Source organism: Streptomyces sp. NPDC051286 (genome assembly GCF_044455345.1).
Taxonomy (GTDB): domain Bacteria; phylum Actinomycetota; class Actinomycetes; order Streptomycetales; family Streptomycetaceae; genus Streptomyces.
Map to the genome: position 1 here is coordinate 1 of NZ_JBITER010000013.1, position 14863 is coordinate 14863.

12 protein-coding genes and 1 tRNA gene are annotated in these 14863 nt (G+C 72.3%); 4 read left to right on the forward strand and 9 right to left on the reverse strand.

The window, feature by feature from the left end; all coding sequences use genetic code 11:
* Positions 1 to 179 precede the first annotated feature (179 nt).
* The gene (locus ACIBB8_RS15520; protein ID WP_398952273.1) at positions 180 to 2045 is read right to left on the reverse strand and encodes a putative bifunctional diguanylate cyclase/phosphodiesterase; all 1866 of its coding nucleotides are present in this window, start codon (positions 2043 to 2045) and stop codon (positions 180 to 182) included.
* Between the two features lie 490 nt (positions 2046 to 2535).
* Here ACIBB8_RS15520 and ACIBB8_RS15525 point away from each other — a divergent pair, with 490 nt between their 5' ends.
* Positions 2536 to 3777: a M6 family metalloprotease domain-containing protein gene (locus ACIBB8_RS15525; RefSeq protein ID WP_398952275.1), complete on the forward strand. Its 1242-nt coding sequence runs from the start codon at positions 2536 to 2538 to the stop codon at positions 3775 to 3777.
* 58 nt (positions 3778 to 3835) lie between these two features.
* Here the strand turns inward: ACIBB8_RS15525 and ACIBB8_RS15530 are convergent.
* The 7 genes from ACIBB8_RS15530 to ACIBB8_RS15560 all read right to left on the reverse strand — a co-directional run bounded on the left by ACIBB8_RS15530 (position 3836) and on the right by ACIBB8_RS15560 (position 10461).
* Positions 3836 to 3909 (reverse strand) — tRNA-Lys (locus tag ACIBB8_RS15530).
* Entirely contained in the window at positions 3900 to 4628 is a 729-nt protein-coding gene (locus ACIBB8_RS15535; protein ID WP_398952277.1) for a bifunctional DNA primase/polymerase, read from the reverse strand. Before ACIBB8_RS15535 ends, ACIBB8_RS15530 begins: the two co-directional genes overlap by 10 nt.
* Positions 4629 to 4846: 218 nt before the next feature.
* A complete protein-coding gene (locus tag ACIBB8_RS15540) occupies positions 4847 to 5188 on the reverse strand; it encodes a hypothetical protein (protein WP_358862460.1) in 342 nt (113 codons plus the stop codon).
* A gap of 312 nt (positions 5189 to 5500) precedes the next feature.
* Positions 5501 to 6835: an AAA domain-containing protein gene (locus ACIBB8_RS15545; RefSeq protein ID WP_398952280.1), complete on the reverse strand. Its 1335-nt coding sequence runs from the start codon at positions 6833 to 6835 to the stop codon at positions 5501 to 5503.
* The gene (locus ACIBB8_RS15550; RefSeq protein WP_398952282.1) at positions 6832 to 8445 is read right to left on the reverse strand and encodes a hypothetical protein; all 1614 of its coding nucleotides are present in this window, start codon (positions 8443 to 8445) and stop codon (positions 6832 to 6834) included. Before ACIBB8_RS15550 ends, ACIBB8_RS15545 begins: the two co-directional genes overlap by 4 nt.
* The gene (locus tag ACIBB8_RS15555) at positions 8436 to 9629 is read right to left on the reverse strand and encodes a hypothetical protein (RefSeq protein WP_398952284.1); all 1194 of its coding nucleotides are present in this window, start codon (positions 9627 to 9629) and stop codon (positions 8436 to 8438) included. Before ACIBB8_RS15555 ends, ACIBB8_RS15550 begins: the two co-directional genes overlap by 10 nt.
* Complete coding sequence (locus ACIBB8_RS15560) at positions 9529 to 10461, reverse strand: phosphatase PAP2 family protein (protein WP_398952542.1); 933 nt, start codon at positions 10459 to 10461, stop codon at positions 9529 to 9531. Before ACIBB8_RS15560 ends, ACIBB8_RS15555 begins: the two co-directional genes overlap by 101 nt.
* A 246-nt stretch (positions 10462 to 10707) precedes the next feature.
* Between ACIBB8_RS15560 and ACIBB8_RS15565 the strand changes: the two genes are divergently transcribed.
* Positions 10708 to 11304 (forward strand): histidine phosphatase family protein, encoded by a 597-nt coding sequence (locus tag ACIBB8_RS15565; RefSeq protein ID WP_398952286.1) that lies wholly within the window; start codon positions 10708 to 10710, stop codon positions 11302 to 11304.
* Positions 11305 to 11626: 322 nt separating this feature from the next.
* Here ACIBB8_RS15565 and ACIBB8_RS15570 read toward each other — a convergent pair whose 3' ends face one another.
* Positions 11627 to 12985, reverse strand: coding sequence for a tetratricopeptide repeat protein (locus tag ACIBB8_RS15570; RefSeq protein WP_398952288.1), 1359 nt, complete (start codon positions 12983 to 12985; stop codon positions 11627 to 11629).
* A gap of 242 nt (positions 12986 to 13227) precedes the next feature.
* Here ACIBB8_RS15570 and ACIBB8_RS15575 point away from each other — a divergent pair, with 242 nt between their 5' ends.
* A complete protein-coding gene (locus ACIBB8_RS15575) occupies positions 13228 to 13728 on the forward strand; it encodes a hypothetical protein (RefSeq protein WP_398952544.1) in 501 nt (166 codons plus the stop codon).
* An 80-nt stretch (positions 13729 to 13808) separates the two neighbouring features.
* Positions 13809 to 14699, forward strand: coding sequence for a spermidine synthase (locus ACIBB8_RS15580; RefSeq protein WP_398952290.1), 891 nt, complete (start codon positions 13809 to 13811; stop codon positions 14697 to 14699).
* The last annotated feature ends 164 nt before the right edge of the window (positions 14700 to 14863 follow it).

Below are 14863 nucleotides of genomic sequence, written 5' to 3' on the forward strand. Positions count from 1 at the left end.
ATCGGCATGTCCCACTCAACGACCGGCACCCCACAGAGGTACCGGTCGCATCGTCAGTTCATCCGAACCGGTCATGTGCGGAGGATGGGGCTAGCGGAGGAGCCGTCGTCCGACCACTGGCACGCGTCGGCCAGCCGGAGCGGGATCGGGCGGCCACGCGAAGGTCACCCGACAGGCTCTCAGAGCCCCAGGGGGCTCGTCCCGATGAGTTCCGCGATGCGCTCCGGGGCCACCGCCCGGGAGTAGAGCCAGCCCTGCCCCGTGTCGCAGCCTATCCGCCGGAGCCGTTCCGCCTGGCTCACGGTCTCCACACACTCCGCGGTGACGGTCAGCCCCAGCCGGTGCGCCAGCTGCACCATCGCCTCGACGATCGTCTCGTCGGCCGGGCTGGGCTGCGCCCCGTCCTCGTACCGGAAGCCGCGTACGAACGAGCCGTCCAGTTTCAGTACGGAGACCGGCAGCCGGCTCAGATAGGCGAGGTTCGAGTAGCCGGTCCCGAAGTCGTCGATGGCGATCCGGACGCCCATGTCGCTGAGCGCCTGGAGCGCCTCCAGCGGGCGGCCCGCCGGGCCCATCACCGCTGACTCGGTCAGTTCCAGCTGCAGCAGTCCCGGGGCCAGGCCGGTCTCGGCGAGGATCTCGGCGACATCGGTGACCAGGTCGGAGTCCCAGACCTGCCGGACGGCGACATTGACGCTGATGAAGAGCGGCGGCCGGGCCGGATGGTCCAGCTGCCAGCGCCGGGCCTGACGGCAGGCCGACCGGAGCACCCAGCGGCCGAGCTGGACGATCGAGCCGTCCTCCTCGGCGATCGCGACGAACCGGTTCGGTGAGAGCATGCCGAACTGCGGGTGGTTCCAGCGGACCAGGGCCTCCACCCCTCGTACGACTCCGTCGGCCATCCCGACAAGCGGCTGGTACTCGATGGTGAACTCGCCGCGCTCGACGGCCGGCCGGAGCGTGGAGGAGAGCGCCTGCCGCGTCATCCGGTGCGCGTTGCGCTCGGGGTCGAAGAGGGTCCAGCGTGCCTTGCCGTCCGCCTTCGCCCAGTACAGCGTGGTGTCGGCGGCCTGCATCAGACCGGTGGCCGAGGTCCCGGCGACGCTCCGCTCCACCACCCCGATCGACGCCGACACGGCCAGCTGTGTCCCGGCCAGGTCGAACGGCTTCTGGAGGGCGGCGAGCACCACGCGGGCGAGATCGGTGAGTTGCTGCGTCCCGGCGGACTCCTCGACCAGGATCGCGAACTCGTCGCCGCCGAGGCGCGCCACGAGTGTGCCGCCGGTGCGGTGCAGGCTCTCCCGTTCGGCGCAGTCGGTGAGCCGGGCGGCGACGGCGGCGAGCAGCCGGTCGCCGATCCGGTGCCCCATCGTGTCGTTGACGGCCTTGAAGCCGTCCAGGTCGAGGTAGCAGAGCCCGATCCGGCCGTGCCGCGGGAGGCTGTCGTCCTGGAAGGGCGGAGTCTCCAGCGCGGCGGAGAGCCGCTCGAAGAACAATGTCCGGTTGGGCAGCCGGGTCACCGGGTCATGCGTTCGGAGGTGGCGCAGCCGCTTCTGCAGCTCGTGGCGGTCGCTGATGTCGGCGACGGAGAGCAGCACGGGGGAGGCGCCCGGAGTGATCCCGGTTCCGGTCTCCGCGCCCGTCCCGGCCTCCGGTTCCGCCCTGGCCTCCGACTCTGTCCCGGCGCCCGTCTTCGCACCTGTTGCCCCGGTCTCCGGCATCGGCACGACGGTGATCTCGGCCCACATCGAGCGTCCGTCGGGGTGTTTGAGCTTGCGGGTGCAGCGGAACCGGGATCGCCGGCCGCGCAGCACCTCGCGGTACGCATGCCAGGTCCGGACGTCGGCGGAGAGGTCGAGCAGATCGGACGCGGACTGGGCGGTCAGCGCCGCGGAGTCGGCGCCGAGCAGCCCGCCGAGAGCGTCGTTGGCACACAGGACCAGGCCTTCGTGGTCGACGACGGCCATCGGCAGCATGGCGCCCAGGAAGGCGGCGCGGTAATCGGCCGGACGGGAGTCGACGGCTCCCGGACCGACCGATTTCATGTGACGCTCCGTGACAGATGGTCGCACGGTAGGGGGCGCTGTGCCTGCCGCGGGCCTCGGCCCTTCGGAGGTTCCGCTCACCGCTCGCTCCCGCCGTGCAGTTCTGTCCTGAACAGTTGTGGTCGGACTGGCCCGCCGCGCGGAGCGCCGTTGTCTGAGGCGGGAACCACGCAGGAAAGCGTGGTGAAGCATAGATGCTGTTGTCTGACCCGTTCCAGCTTCCCGTCCGTTGTGACCCCGGGGAACACCTCACACGGGTCATTCGCGCGTCTTTCCGGTTTGCCCATGACTGATTATTTCTGCGCGGCTCTGTTCCCTCACGTCGATCTTGAGTCTGCTTCGCTTTGCCTCAGTGATCATTTGTGACTGTCTGTGAAAGGGCTCTGAGGGGCGGACCGCTGACCCGAGTGGGGCAGCACAACAGGGCGAATGCCCATGAACCGGCACAGGGTGGATTGCGTGTATCCGCATCCCGCACCCGGAGGTCGATGTGCCGCCTCAGCGCAGGCTCGGGGGATGGGAGAAACCGAGTCCGCGTGGTGTGGTGGCCGGTCTGATCTCTCTCCTGGCACTCGCCTCCACCTCCCTCGTCGCGGGTCCGGCCGTGGCGGCCACAGGTGAAGCCGGCCCCTGCGCCCTGCCCAGGACGGGGGCGCACCACTCGCTCGGCCTGGACGAGTGGGACGGCGCATACCCGCGCCCCGACCACACCCTCGACGCGGTCATGATCTTTCTGTCGTTCCCCGACGCCCGCCCCGTCACCACCCCGGACGAGCTCGCCGCCGACTACTTCCCCGCCACCACGCAGTTCTTCCGGCGCGCCTCGTACGGGAAGTTCACCCTGCGCCCGCACCCGCAGCACCAGTGGGTCCAGATGCCCCACAACTCCACGTCGTACGGCATGAAGCGCGACTGGGGCGACAAGCAGCGCAGTTCCTATCTGCGCGACGCGATCGCCGCGGCCGACGACCAGGTCGACTTCTCGAAGTACGACATCGTCTATCTGGTCGCCGACCCGGACGCGCCCGGCGTCGACTCCGACGCCACCAAGGTCGTCAACTTCGACCAGCCGCTGCATGCCGACGGCACGGACATCAGGCGCGTCGTCACCGTCTTCGAGCAGCATCCGCCGGACCGGAACGTACTGGCCCACGAGACCGGGCACGTCTTCGACCTGCCGGACCTCTATCACCGGCCGCCGGACGGCAAGGGCGACTGGGACACGTACGTCGGCGACTGGGACGTGATGGGCAGCCAGTTCGGTCTCGCGCCGGACCTGTTCGGCTGGCACAAGTGGAAGCTGGGCTGGCTGGACCGCAGGCAAGTGGCGTGTATCCAGCACAACCAGGACATCACCCTGGAGCCGATGGCCGCCGTGCCGGCGCCCGGCGCCTCGATCGGTACGCGGCTCGCGGTGATCAGGACCGGTGAGGACAGTGCCGTGGCGCTGGAGGCCCGCAGTGCCACCGGCAACGACCGGGAGACGTGCAGCGAGGGGGTGCTGATCTACCGGGTCCGCAACGAGACACCGTCCGGCGGCGGGCCGATCCAGGTCATCGACACCCACCCCCATACCGATGCCTGCTGGGACCGGTCGGTCTACCCGCCGCTCGCGGACGCCCCCCTGCGGGTCGGCGAGACGTACTCCGTCCCCGACGAGCACACCCGGATCGAGGTCGCGGACCGGACGCCGTCGGGTGCGTGGACAGTGCGTATCGCCACGGGCACGTAACGCTGCCGTGACGTAAACAAAGAAGCCCCTCGCTTTCGCGAGGGGCTTCTTCCGTCTGTGCGCCGCCAGGGACTCGAACCCCGGACCCGCTGATTAAGAGTCAGCTGCTCTAACCAACTGAGCTAGCGGCGCCTGCTGACGTCGTAGACATTAGCACCCTGATCGGCGGGAGGAAAAATCGAAATCCGAGCCGACCCGGCGGGCGCGGAACGGGCCACGCGCACACAAGCCCAGAGCAGTACGTCGGGGCCCGGCAGCCAAGGGGTACGGGTGTCGGGGGCGACCACCCAGCGAGGCCCTGACGAGGAGGAGGCGCAGGCCAGGGGCGGGACGGTCACCGCGTCACCGGTGCCGTGGCAGAGCAGCGGCGGGACCCTGCCCTCGCGGTCCTCCCTCTCCCAGGGCGCCTCGGGGCCGTGTTCCGCCGCCTGCTCGTGGCTGGTGCCCCACTCCTCCCACTCGAGCAGCGACGGCAGCCGCTGGGCGGTGCCGGGGGCGGCGAACAGCAGCATCCGCCCGCGGTGCGTGGCGACCGGGCCGGAACCCGGGCCGTCGGCCCACAGGTGCTCCAGCATCCGCCGCCCGAAGAGCGTCGGCACATTGACCACGTCGAACGCCGATCCGCACGGCAGCACGCCAGGGGAGCCGGGGTGGGCCCGCCACTGGGCGAGCATGGAGCGCGGATACGCGGCGGCACCGGCCAGCCAGGCCGCTCCGGCCGCGGTGACCTGAGCGGTCTGGTCACCGGCTCGGTCCCGCAGGACCGTGAAGACATCGGCACCGTGGCGGGCGCCGGCGCAGGTTCCGATGCCGGGATGCAGGGTGGTCTCGTCTGGCAGCCATGCGCTCATGACTACCGGTCTACCGGTGGTGACACTGTGGATGACAGGAATTGCCGGAAACCCGGACAGGGTGAGGTGGGGAGGAGTATCTTGCGCGCGGGCATATGCCACCGGCTGTGCCCGGAGTCAGATCCGGAGCGAGAGCCGGTGTCGGACCCGGAGTCCCCGTCGCCGGATACGGACCCGGACCCGGACCCGGAGGCTGCTGGGGGTCGGACGCTCCGGCGTCACGGCCGCGCGCCGCCCAGCAGACTCCAGCCGAACTCGACCATCTTCTTCGCGTAGTCCTCGGTCCACTCGGCGCGCTGTGCGATGTCCGCCGTGGTGAGCCGGTCGAACCGGCTCGGATCGGCCAGCTGCGCGGCGGCGATCGCCTGGTACTCGACCGCCCGGTCGGTCGCGGCGCGGAAGGCCAGCGTCAGCTCGGTGGCGCGGGCCAGCAGCTCCTCCGGGTCGTCCATCGACTCCAGGTCGAAGAAATGCTCGGGGTCGGCGACCGCCGCCGTCGGCTCGAAGAGCAGGGGCGCGGGGCGCAGCCGCTGCTGCTCCTTCCGCTCGGGTTGTGCCATGTGGTGTTCCTCCTTCGGTGGGCCCGACGGCCACCCTCCATTGTCCAACCGCCCGCAAGTGGGCTTCGGGGGCGGTGCGCGGGGCGCACCGGGTTACCGCCCGGCATGGCGCACACCCCCGACGGCCCATCGCCCGTGATCCGGCAGTGTTACGGCCTCCCCTGCGGTAGGGAGCGGGCTCCCTGCGCCCTACGCCGCCGCCGGCGGCGTTGTCGTCGGTCACCGACGCTCCGCGTCGACTCCGTCCTCCGCCTTGCTATCGAAGCCGCACGACGCCGCTCGCCGATCCACTCCTTGTCGCGGGGGAGGCCGTTACGGGCGCCACGGGACGCGGTGTTCCGCGAGGTGGGCCAGGACCGCATGGCTCGCCTCCCACCCGTCAGGAAACTTGACCGTGACGCCGAGCTGGACCGGTTCCGTCGACGGGTGCTCGTCCAGCAGGTCCGCGACGCCGGCACGGCAGACCACGATGCAGGCGTGACGGTGGCGCGACGCCAGGACGCACAGCCGGCCCGTCTCCAGATGGAACGCTGTGGCGTCCGGGCGCCCGGACAGCGGGTGCAGGACCACCGTCACATCGAACTCGCGGCCCTGGAGCCGGTTCGCCGTGTCCACCGCCACACCCGTCACACCGAGCTCGGCGAGCGCCGCCCGTACCGCCGCCGCCTGGTCCCGGTGGGCCGTGCCGACCGCGACCCGGTCCGCCGTCACCGGGGCCGGGTCGGGTGAGCGTTCGCTCGTCGCCGCGCCGCCCCGGTCCAGCAGCCGGCGGACCACCAGGGCCACCGCCCGCACCGCCTCCGGGTCCGTGCGCGGGGTGTGCCGGGCCGGGAGTTCGAGCAGGCCCCAGCCGGACTCCGCAGCCTCGTCCAGCACCCGGTCCGGGGCGGAGCCGTCCGACGGGACACCGAACGCCAGCCGCCGGTCGCCGTGATCCGTACCGCTGCGGAACGGGGTGTACGGGTAGAACGCGTCCGAGACCAGCCGCGCGGCCGACGCGGGCAGCCGCCACGACACCGGCAGCCGGCGCTGCGGCAGCTCCGGGTTGTGCGCCAGCAGCGTCGAGACCGCGCTCGCCGACGGGTCGTACGACAGCCCCGCCCACTGGTCCGCGCCGACGATGGAGAACGGGTCCAGCTGGCCCGGATCGCCGACGAACAGCGCCCTTTCGAAGAGCCCCGCGACAGCCAGCAGCGCGTCCGAGCGCATCTGGTACGCCTCGTCGACGATCGCGTGCCCCCACGGCTCGACGTTCTTCACATGAGCCCACTTGGCGGCCGTCGAGATGACGACATCCAGTCCGGCCAGATCTCCGGCCTTCGCCGACTTCCGCACGTTGGCCAGGCCGTCCAGCACCTTGTCGTACGGGTCCGCGTCGTTGCTGTGCAAGCGCCCGACCGGCAGCCCCGGGTCCTTCTCGGCCAGCCGCACCACCAGGTCGTCGACCTGGGCGTTGGTCTGCGCGACCACCATCAACGGGCGCCCTGCCGAAGCGAGTTCGAGCGCGGCGCGCACCACCAGCGTCGACTTTCCCGCACCCGGCGGGGAGTCCACCACGATGCCGCGGGCCGTGCCGTTCAGCGTGTCGTCCAGGATCTGGGCGGTGGCCCGCCCCGCTTCGGCGCCCGGATCGAATACGGCCGTCACAACAGGTCCTCCGGAGTCATGGGGTCGGGGTTCTCGAAATGTCCGGCGGCGCCCGGCGGGCCGCCGTGCGTCCACGGCGTCTCCTCCGGGTCCGGCAGCCTCGGGCCGCCGCGCTGGTCGTGCTCGAACAGGGTCCAGACGATCCGGTCGCCCGGCTCCGGCAGCGACCCCGGGGCCGGCTCCTTGCTCCGGCCCATCCGGTCGGTGATCCGCAGCACCAGCAGCCGCTCCTCCGCGTCCGGGAGATCCTCGGAGGCGTACGCCACGAACTCGGCGGTCTGCGGCTTGCCGTCCAGCGTGCGGTACACCTTCGTGCGCTCACCGAGATGAGGGCGCTCGCCCGTCCGGACCGTGACCAGCGGACGCGGCGAGGGCCGCTTCGACTCGCTGTACGCCATCACCACCTCGGCCACCTCCCCGACGAACGCCTCACCGGCCAGCCGGCGCCCGGCGAGCACCAGCGGGTCGTCCAGGGCCTCCTGCGCCTCCAACTGCGCCTGCGCCGTCTCCCGCGAGGCCAGCTTTGCCGCCGCCGTCACCGCGTCGTCCCGGCGCGGCTGCGGCGGCTCCCCGGCCCGCACCCGGTCCCGGTGGCCGGTGAACGACCACCGGTCCCGGGTCCACCGGTCCTCGGTCCTGGACCCGGCCGGCAGCTCCCGCATGAGGTCGAGCCCCCGCCACACCGCGTCCCAGGTCGGCCGCGCCACCCCGGCCAGCAGCGACCTGATCTCCCGCTCGGCGGCGGTCAGTGCGGCGAGCCGGGCGTCGGCCGCGAGACCGTCCTCGGCCGCCGCGAGCGACGTGCGCGCCCGGTCGTACCTCTCGATCGCGGGCGCGAGCAGCCGGTTGTCGAACGCCGGGTCCGTCGCCGGACCGGCGGGCGGGCAGAGCAGCTGGCCACCGGCGTCCCGCTGCAGCTCGGCCCGGAGCGCGGCCTGGGCACCGGACTCGCCCGCCGCAGGGTCGATCCAGGCGAGCAGCGCCCCCAGATGCTGGTCCTCCAGCGTGGACTGCCCGGTCGCCCAGTGCCGGTTCAGCAGATCAGTCATGGCCAGGAGCAGCGAGGAACCCGGCACCCGGGCCCGCTCCCCGTAATGCGTGAGCCAGCGGCCCAGCAGCGGGACCCTGGCGGGCGCCGGGTACGGGGTGTCCGGGTCGTCCTCGGCGGTGCGCCGGAACCGCATGGACCGGCCCAGCAGCCGTACGAAGTCGAGACCCGCCCGGCTCGGCACGATCAACTGCGGCGCGTCCGTGCACAACTCGACCTCGACCTTGACCTTCTTTCCGGTCTCGGGATCGGTCTCGCCCCGCTCGGCGGGCTCCACCACGTCCGTGTACGTCTCGATGTGCGGCAGGACCACCTCGGCCAGCTCGGCGAGGAAAGCGAACCGCAGATCGCGGTCGCGCGGCTGGGCCACGGTGAGCAGCCGGGGCGCGTCCCGGTCTGTTCCGACGAGGGCGCCGAGCGGCGCGCCCGCCTCACCGGCGGTGGTCAGCGGTACGAGAACGAGCGGCGCACCGGTGAGATGACGGTGCCGGACAGTGGCCATCGGCTGCGCCCGCCCGCTCTCCACGGCCTCCAGCCGTGCCAGGGTGCTGATCAGCGACATGCCGGGCTTCCTTCCAGGGGCGCGCCCCGGTGCTCCAGCGCCTCCGCGCGCAGGGCCGCGGCGCGGCGCAGGGCGGCGACCGTGGGGTCGGCCGGATCGCCTTCCTTGCCTGCCGCCGCGGCCAGTACCGCGCCCACCGTCGTCAGACCGCCGAGCTCACCCCGTACGCTCCGCCCCAGCGCCTCCACCGCGCCGGCCGCACGCGCCTTCGCCCGGCAGTGGAAGGCCAGTTCGCACGCGGCCAGGCACTCCGGTGCGTACGCCGCCGTGACCGCGTCGACCGCGGCCGTCAGCTCCTGCGCGGAGCACTCCGGGTCGAAGGTGGCGCCTTCGGGCAGGGCGGCCGCGATGTCCTCGACCCGGGTCAGCCGGGTCAGCTGGCGGCGGGTGACCGCGCGCTGCTTGCGCACGTCGACGACCGACGCCGTCGGCAGGTTGGAGAAGTCCTTCGGGCAGACCAGCAGCACCCGGTGGCCGACCTCCGCCCCCGCCGTGACCGCCGCGACGCGCTCCAGCGCCAGCACATACACCGCGGACTGCCGGGCCGCCGCGCCGACCTTCGCCGCGTCCGCCGAACTGTCGATCACGGGAAACGACTTGATCTCCACGACCGTCCACCGGCCGTCGGGGTGCACCACCACCGCGTCCGGCTCCAGATAGGCGGGCGAGCCCGCCACCTCCAGGGCCAGCATCGGGTGATCGAGCAGAGCCCAGCAGCCCGCCTCGGTCGCCTCCCGCAGCGCCAGGGCCGTCCGCGCCGCACGGCCCTCGGGACCCGCCGCCGCCAGATCCGGCACCCGGACCTCGCGCGGTGACTCGCCGCCCCCGCCGAGCCGCTCGTACAGCAGGCGCATCAGCTCCGTGCCGCCGTCGGCCTTGACTCTCGCCTCGAACGCGTTGCCCCGCATGAAAGCGAACTGCGACTGACCGAACGCGGCGGGAGAGCCGAGCGCGGCCGCCAGCGCGGCCTTGTCCACCCCGGCGCCGTCCAGCAGGGCGCGCCGCTTGCAGCCGGGGTTGGCGGCGAGGGCGGCCAGCGCGCGGGCATCGAGCGGATGCGGTGCGACGGCGGGACCGCGCAGTTCAGCGAGCCGCTGCCGGAGTGTCGTCGCCTGCTGCGTCGGCCGATGCCGCGACATCGATGGAGTCTGCGGAGGAGGTCCGCTGGACGGGGATTCGCTCACCCGCGGAAGTCTTGCATCCGGCACTGACAACAGGGGACTTCGTGACCGGGACGGCCGCAGCGGTGCGGACCCCTGCCGCTGCCCTGATCCGGTCGGCGAGCCGCATCACCGGCCTGGTGAGCAGCGCCCCGACGCCCATCACCGCGGCGCCCGCGACCGCGTCGAGGAAGTAGTGGTTGGCCGTGCCCATCACGACGAACGTGGTGAGGAGCGGGTACACGACACCCGCGGCCCGGAGCAGCGGGTGCCTGCCGTGGCGCCACAGCAGGATTCCGCACCACAGCGCCCAGCCGACGTGCAGGCTCGGCATCGCCGCGTACTGGTTGGTCATCCAGCCCATCCCGCGCGGCGCACTCGCCTCGGCGCCCCACCAGCCGTACGAGCTGTACTGGGCCATGGTGTCGACGAAGCCGTGTGTGGCGTCGAGCAGCCGCGGCGGGCAGGTCGGCATCAGCGCGAAACCGATCAGACCGAGCAGCGTGGAGGTCATCAGCCAGGTGCGGGCGGCGCGGTACGCGGCCGCGTGCCGCTGGTAGATCCAGACCAGGACGGCCGGGGTGACCACGTAATGCAGTGAGGCGTAGACGAAGTCGGAGGGTATGCCTATCACCGGATGGGCCGTCATCAAGCGGTTGAGCGGGTGCTCGGCGTTGAGGAAGAGCATCTTCTCCAGATGAAGTATGCGCAGCCCGTGGTCGACGGCGGTCGACACATCGCTTCGGACCAGCAGCCGGCCCGCCAAGTAGATCGCGTACACGATCGCGATCAGTGGCAGCTCGGCCCACCATCGAGGCCGGTGCCGCGACGCGGGCGCGGCGGTGGCAAGCGACATCCGGATGCTCTCCATCATGAGTTCATGCGCCCGACGGTGGACGTTCAACCGTACGGCGCAGGTCGGTGGCGAATCCCCCCGGGGTCCCTTGTGGATGCCCCGTGCGCGCGGAGCCTTCTCCGCGGGGGAAGGGACGCCTGCGCGGCCCCAGAGGTTGCCTCCCGAATACGTGAGCGATGATGAACAAAGGCGGACGACCCGTCCCTGTTGCCGTTTTCTTTGATCCACATCTCAGGGGGAGCCGTCATGGCACCGCGTATCCTGCTCGCCCGGCACGGCCAGACGGAATGGTCGGTCAGGGGCAATCACACCGGCAGGACGGACATCCCGCTGCTCGACGCGGGCCGCGAGGGCGCCAAGCTGCTGGGCGAGCGGCTGCACCGGAAACCGTGGGCGGACCTGCCGGGCCTCGAGGTCCGGACCAGCCCGCTCGTCCGCGCCAGGGAGACCTGCGAGATAGCCGGCTTCGCGGGCCGGGCGCAGCTGTGGGACGCGCTCATGGAGTGGGACTACGGGGCGTACGAGGGCATGACCCCGGCCGAGATCCAGGCGATCCGGCCGGGCTGGTTCATCTGGCGCGACGGGGTGCCGGAGGGCGAGACCCTCTCCGAACTGTCCGCCCGCGCGGACGAGATCGTGGCCTGGGCGCGCTCGGCCGACCGCGACGTGCTGGTCTTCGCGCACGGTCACATCCTGCGGGCGCTGGGGGCGCGGTGGCTGGGCGAGGATGTGTCGTTCGCGTCCCGCATCCGGCTGGACCCGACGTCGCTGTCGGTCCTGGGGTGGGCGTACGGGGCCCCGGCACTGGAGCGCTGGAACGACACGGGTCACCTGGACCGGTAGGTCCCGCCGTTGCGCAGAGGCGCGGTGGGCGCTTCGCGGGGGGCGGCGCCGGGGACACGGGCTGCTCGGTGTGTGCGGACCCGGCCGTCGGATCGGTAGGGGACGCCCCCGCCTCGCCGGGTTCCCTTACGGCCTGGTGCACGATAGCGAGCGGGCTCCCGGCGTCATGCGACTCCGCCTCCGGCGTTGTCGGCAGTCGACGACTCCCCCATGGCCTTGAAGGCATGGGAGGGGCCCCCTTCGCGTCGCCTCCCTCCTCCGCCTTGGATTCGAAGCCGCATGACGCCGCTCGCTGATCCACTCTCTATCGTGCACCAGGCCGTTACACCCCCATCTCTGTGCACCGCTCCAGAAGCCCCGCCACCTCCGGTGACCCGTGTTGTGCCTGTAGCACCCGCACCGCCCCCGACAGCATCGCCCGGATCCGGGACGACTGCACCTGGTCGAGCAGGTCCAGCACCTGGTGCCCCGTCGCGGCCGCTTCCGCCACGGCCCCGGCATGCGCCAGGTCCGTCGTCAGCTCGGCCCGGTACAGCGCCAGGTTCCGGGTGAAGTGCGGGTCCTGCAGCTGTGTGGCCCGTCGTGCATGACGCGTCGCCCGCCGCCAGTCACCCAGCGCCGACCAGCACTGCGCCTCCAGCATCTCCAGCTCCGCCTCCTGGAAGAACGTCATCCACTCCGGGTCGGCATCGCGCGTCCCCCGTCCGAAGGCCTCGTGCGCCCGCCCCAGCGCCCGTTCGCAGCCGCTGCGATCGCCGAGCCCCGCCCGGCCCCCCGCCTCCCGCAGTGCGAGCAGCGCCAGCAGTCGCGGAGAGCCCAGCGGCGTCGCCACCCGCAGCCCGGCCTCCGCCGCCCGTACCGACTCCCGCGGCCGCCCCGTGTCCCTCGCCAGGAATGACGCGTTGCAGAACGCATGCGCCTCCAGCGCCGCGTCACCGGCCAGCCGTGCCGTCGCCAGCGCCTCCGCGTAGTGCGAGCGCGCGTCCTCGAAGCGCCCCGAGTCGTGGGCCAGCCACCCCACCGAGATGGCCAGCTCACCCGCCCCGGCATGCAGTCGGTCGGACGTGGAGCGGCGGGTGGTCGTTCCCTCGTCCAGCAGCGCGTACGCCGCCCTCAGCGGCTGCGCGGCCCGCCGGTAGAGGCCGTCGCCGCCGTGCCGGTCGTCCAGCAGCCTGATCTGCCGTACCGCCTTCTCGACGGCGGTCACCTCGGCCTCGCCGACCCGTCGCTGTGCGGGTCGCTGTGCCGGTACGGCGGCGGCGGCGGTGCCGAGGCCGAAGCCCAGGGATGCGGCCGCCATCGCGGCGGTGCCGCTGGTCATGAATACGCGACGCAGCACGTCGCTCTCCTCGTCGGTGTCGCTGTGGAGCGTGGGGGGCGGTGGGGTGTCGGGGATCTCGGCGGTGGCGCGCGCCCCTCGGCCGCGTACGGTCTCGCGCGACGAGAAGCCCAGGTCCGCCAGGGTCGCCCCGGGGAACATGTGCAGGAAGACTCGTTCGTACGCGTAGTTGGGGCAGCGGATCTCGCCGGACTCCACGCGTCCGATGTACCGGGCGTCGCACGCGACCTGCTCGCCGATCTCGCGGGCGGATCTGCGCACCGCGGCAGCGAACTCCCCGGCGGAGCGCGGTCCGCGCAGCCGCCGGAAGGCGAGGTTGGGAACTGCCCCTGTCGACACCATGGCTGGGCCCTCTCTGGTGCAAGCCGGGCCTGTTTCCGGTGTCCCGGCGGAGCAAGAAGGTACCTGCTGTGACGGGCCGCACACACAGTGTTTGCCCGTAAAACGGATATCTCGCCCGCAATCCGCCATGAACTGCCATCCTTTGCGGCGGCGTGGCACCGTAGCCCTTGACGTAGTCGACGCGTTGGTTGATGTGGAGACGGAGTCTGGCTCCGCCCGGCGATGAGAGGAGAGGTCCCTTGTTGCATCTCGGCACGGAGACCGGCTCACGGACGACTACGACGACGACCGGTTCCGGGGCTGCGGAGCGTGAACCCGCCACCCCCGAACCCGGCACACCCCGGCCTTCGGCCGCCGAGCCCGCCGTGGCGGAGCCCCTGCCACTCCTGGCCCCCGGGCCCTGCGAGCTGGTGACCGTCCCCGCCCGCCAGGGCCTCGAGGCCGTCGACATCCTGCGCCGCGGCGCCGATCAGGAGGCAGTCGGCCCGGTCCTGCACGACGACACCTGCGACACCCTCGGCTTCCTGGTGCCGCCGGGCACCGCCGAGGCCTGGGACGTACCGGGCAGTGCCTGTACGCAGACGAGCGGCCGCGGGCTCCGCATTCCCGCCGAGCCGCCGGTCGCCGGCAGCGGCTGGCTGCTGCCGCCCGCCGCCGACGCCCCGGTCACCGATCCTGCCGCGCTGCGGGCCGCCCTCGACCAGGCGGCCCGGCTGATCGAGGCGGCCGACAACTGCTGCTGAGCTCATAATGGCCGGGGGTGTGTTCCCCACCGGCGCCGGTCCGGCACCGGAGCGATGAGCAGCGAGCAGGGGAAACAGCAGTGGCACGTCGAGGAGCATCCAGCGGTGGAGAGAACGCGCGGAAGCGATCCGACCGCAGGCCGGAGACCCTCGCCGAGGCGGTCGACGGTGGTCTCGCCGAGCTGATACCCGACCGGGAGCGCCCTCGTGCCTGGACGCTGAACCTCGACGGCGCCCCTCAGTCCCATGTCGACCTCGACGACCCCTCGCACCTCTCCTTCCCCTACCAGCGCCGGATCGGCCACATCGCGGATCTCGTCGCTCCCGCGCAGCAGCCCCTGCACGTCGTGCACCTCGGCGGCGGCGCCTTCACCCTCGCCCGCTACATCGCAGCGACCCGCCCCCGCTCCACCCAGCAGATCGTCGAGCTGGACGCGGCGCTCGTCCAACTGGTCCGCCGGGAGCTGCCCCTGGACCCGCAGGCCCGGATCCGGGTCCGCTCCACCGACGCCCGCGCCGGGCTCGGGAAGATCCCGGACGACTGGGCGGACCTCGTCATCGCTGACGCGTTCAGCGGATCCCGCACCCCCGCTCACCTCAACAGCACCGAGTTCCTCACCGACGTACGCCGGGTGCTGAAGCCCACCGGGCAGTACGTGGCCAATCTCACCGACGGCCCGCCGCTGGCCCATCTCCGCGGCCAGATCGCCACCGCCGCCGCCGTCTTCCCCGAGCTGGCCCTTGCCGCCGACCCGGCGGTGCTGCGCGGCCGCCGCTTCGGCAACGCCGTGCTGCTCGCCTCCGGGCTGCCGCTCAAGGTCGCCGAACTGACCCGCAGGGTCGCCACCGACCCGCACCCGGGACGCGTCGAACACGGCCGGGAACTCGCCGACTTCACCGGCGGCGCGGCCGCGGTGCGCGATGCGGACGCCCGTCCGTCACCGGCGCCGCCGTCCTCCGCTTTCCAGTGACTCGGCGCCGCACCGGCGCCGAGCTCGAGGACGACCCGGCCGCCGTCGTCCCGTAACTCCGCACCGTGCCGGACGGCGTGGCCGGTTGCGGGGGAGCGCAGGTGTGGGGACGGTACTGATGGCCTGCCCCCTGCACCCCCGGCTCACCGCGGCGAGCGCCGCAT

What these genes read in the sequence shown, in the direction of transcription:
- ACIBB8_RS15520 (WP_398952273.1), bottom strand. Translation starts at nt 2,045, where the DNA reads ATGAAATCGGTCGGTCCGGGAGCCGTCGACTCCCGTCCGGCCGATTAC.
- ACIBB8_RS15550 (WP_398952282.1), bottom strand. Translation starts at nt 8,445, where the DNA reads ATGTCGCTGATCAGCACCCTGGCACGGCTGGAGGCCGTGGAGAGCGGG.
- ACIBB8_RS15535 (WP_398952277.1), bottom strand. Translation starts at nt 4,628, where the DNA reads ATGAGCGCATGGCTGCCAGACGAGACCACCCTGCATCCCGGCATCGGA.
- ACIBB8_RS15565 (WP_398952286.1), top strand. Translation starts at nt 10,708, where the DNA reads ATGGCACCGCGTATCCTGCTCGCCCGGCACGGCCAGACGGAATGGTCG.
- ACIBB8_RS15570 (WP_398952288.1), bottom strand. Translation starts at nt 12,985, where the DNA reads ATGGTGTCGACAGGGGCAGTTCCCAACCTCGCCTTCCGGCGGCTGCGC.
- ACIBB8_RS15560 (WP_398952542.1), bottom strand. Translation starts at nt 10,461, where the DNA reads ATGTCGCTTGCCACCGCCGCGCCCGCGTCGCGGCACCGGCCTCGATGG.
- ACIBB8_RS15540 (WP_358862460.1), bottom strand. Translation starts at nt 5,188, where the DNA reads ATGGCACAACCCGAGCGGAAGGAGCAGCAGCGGCTGCGCCCCGCGCCC.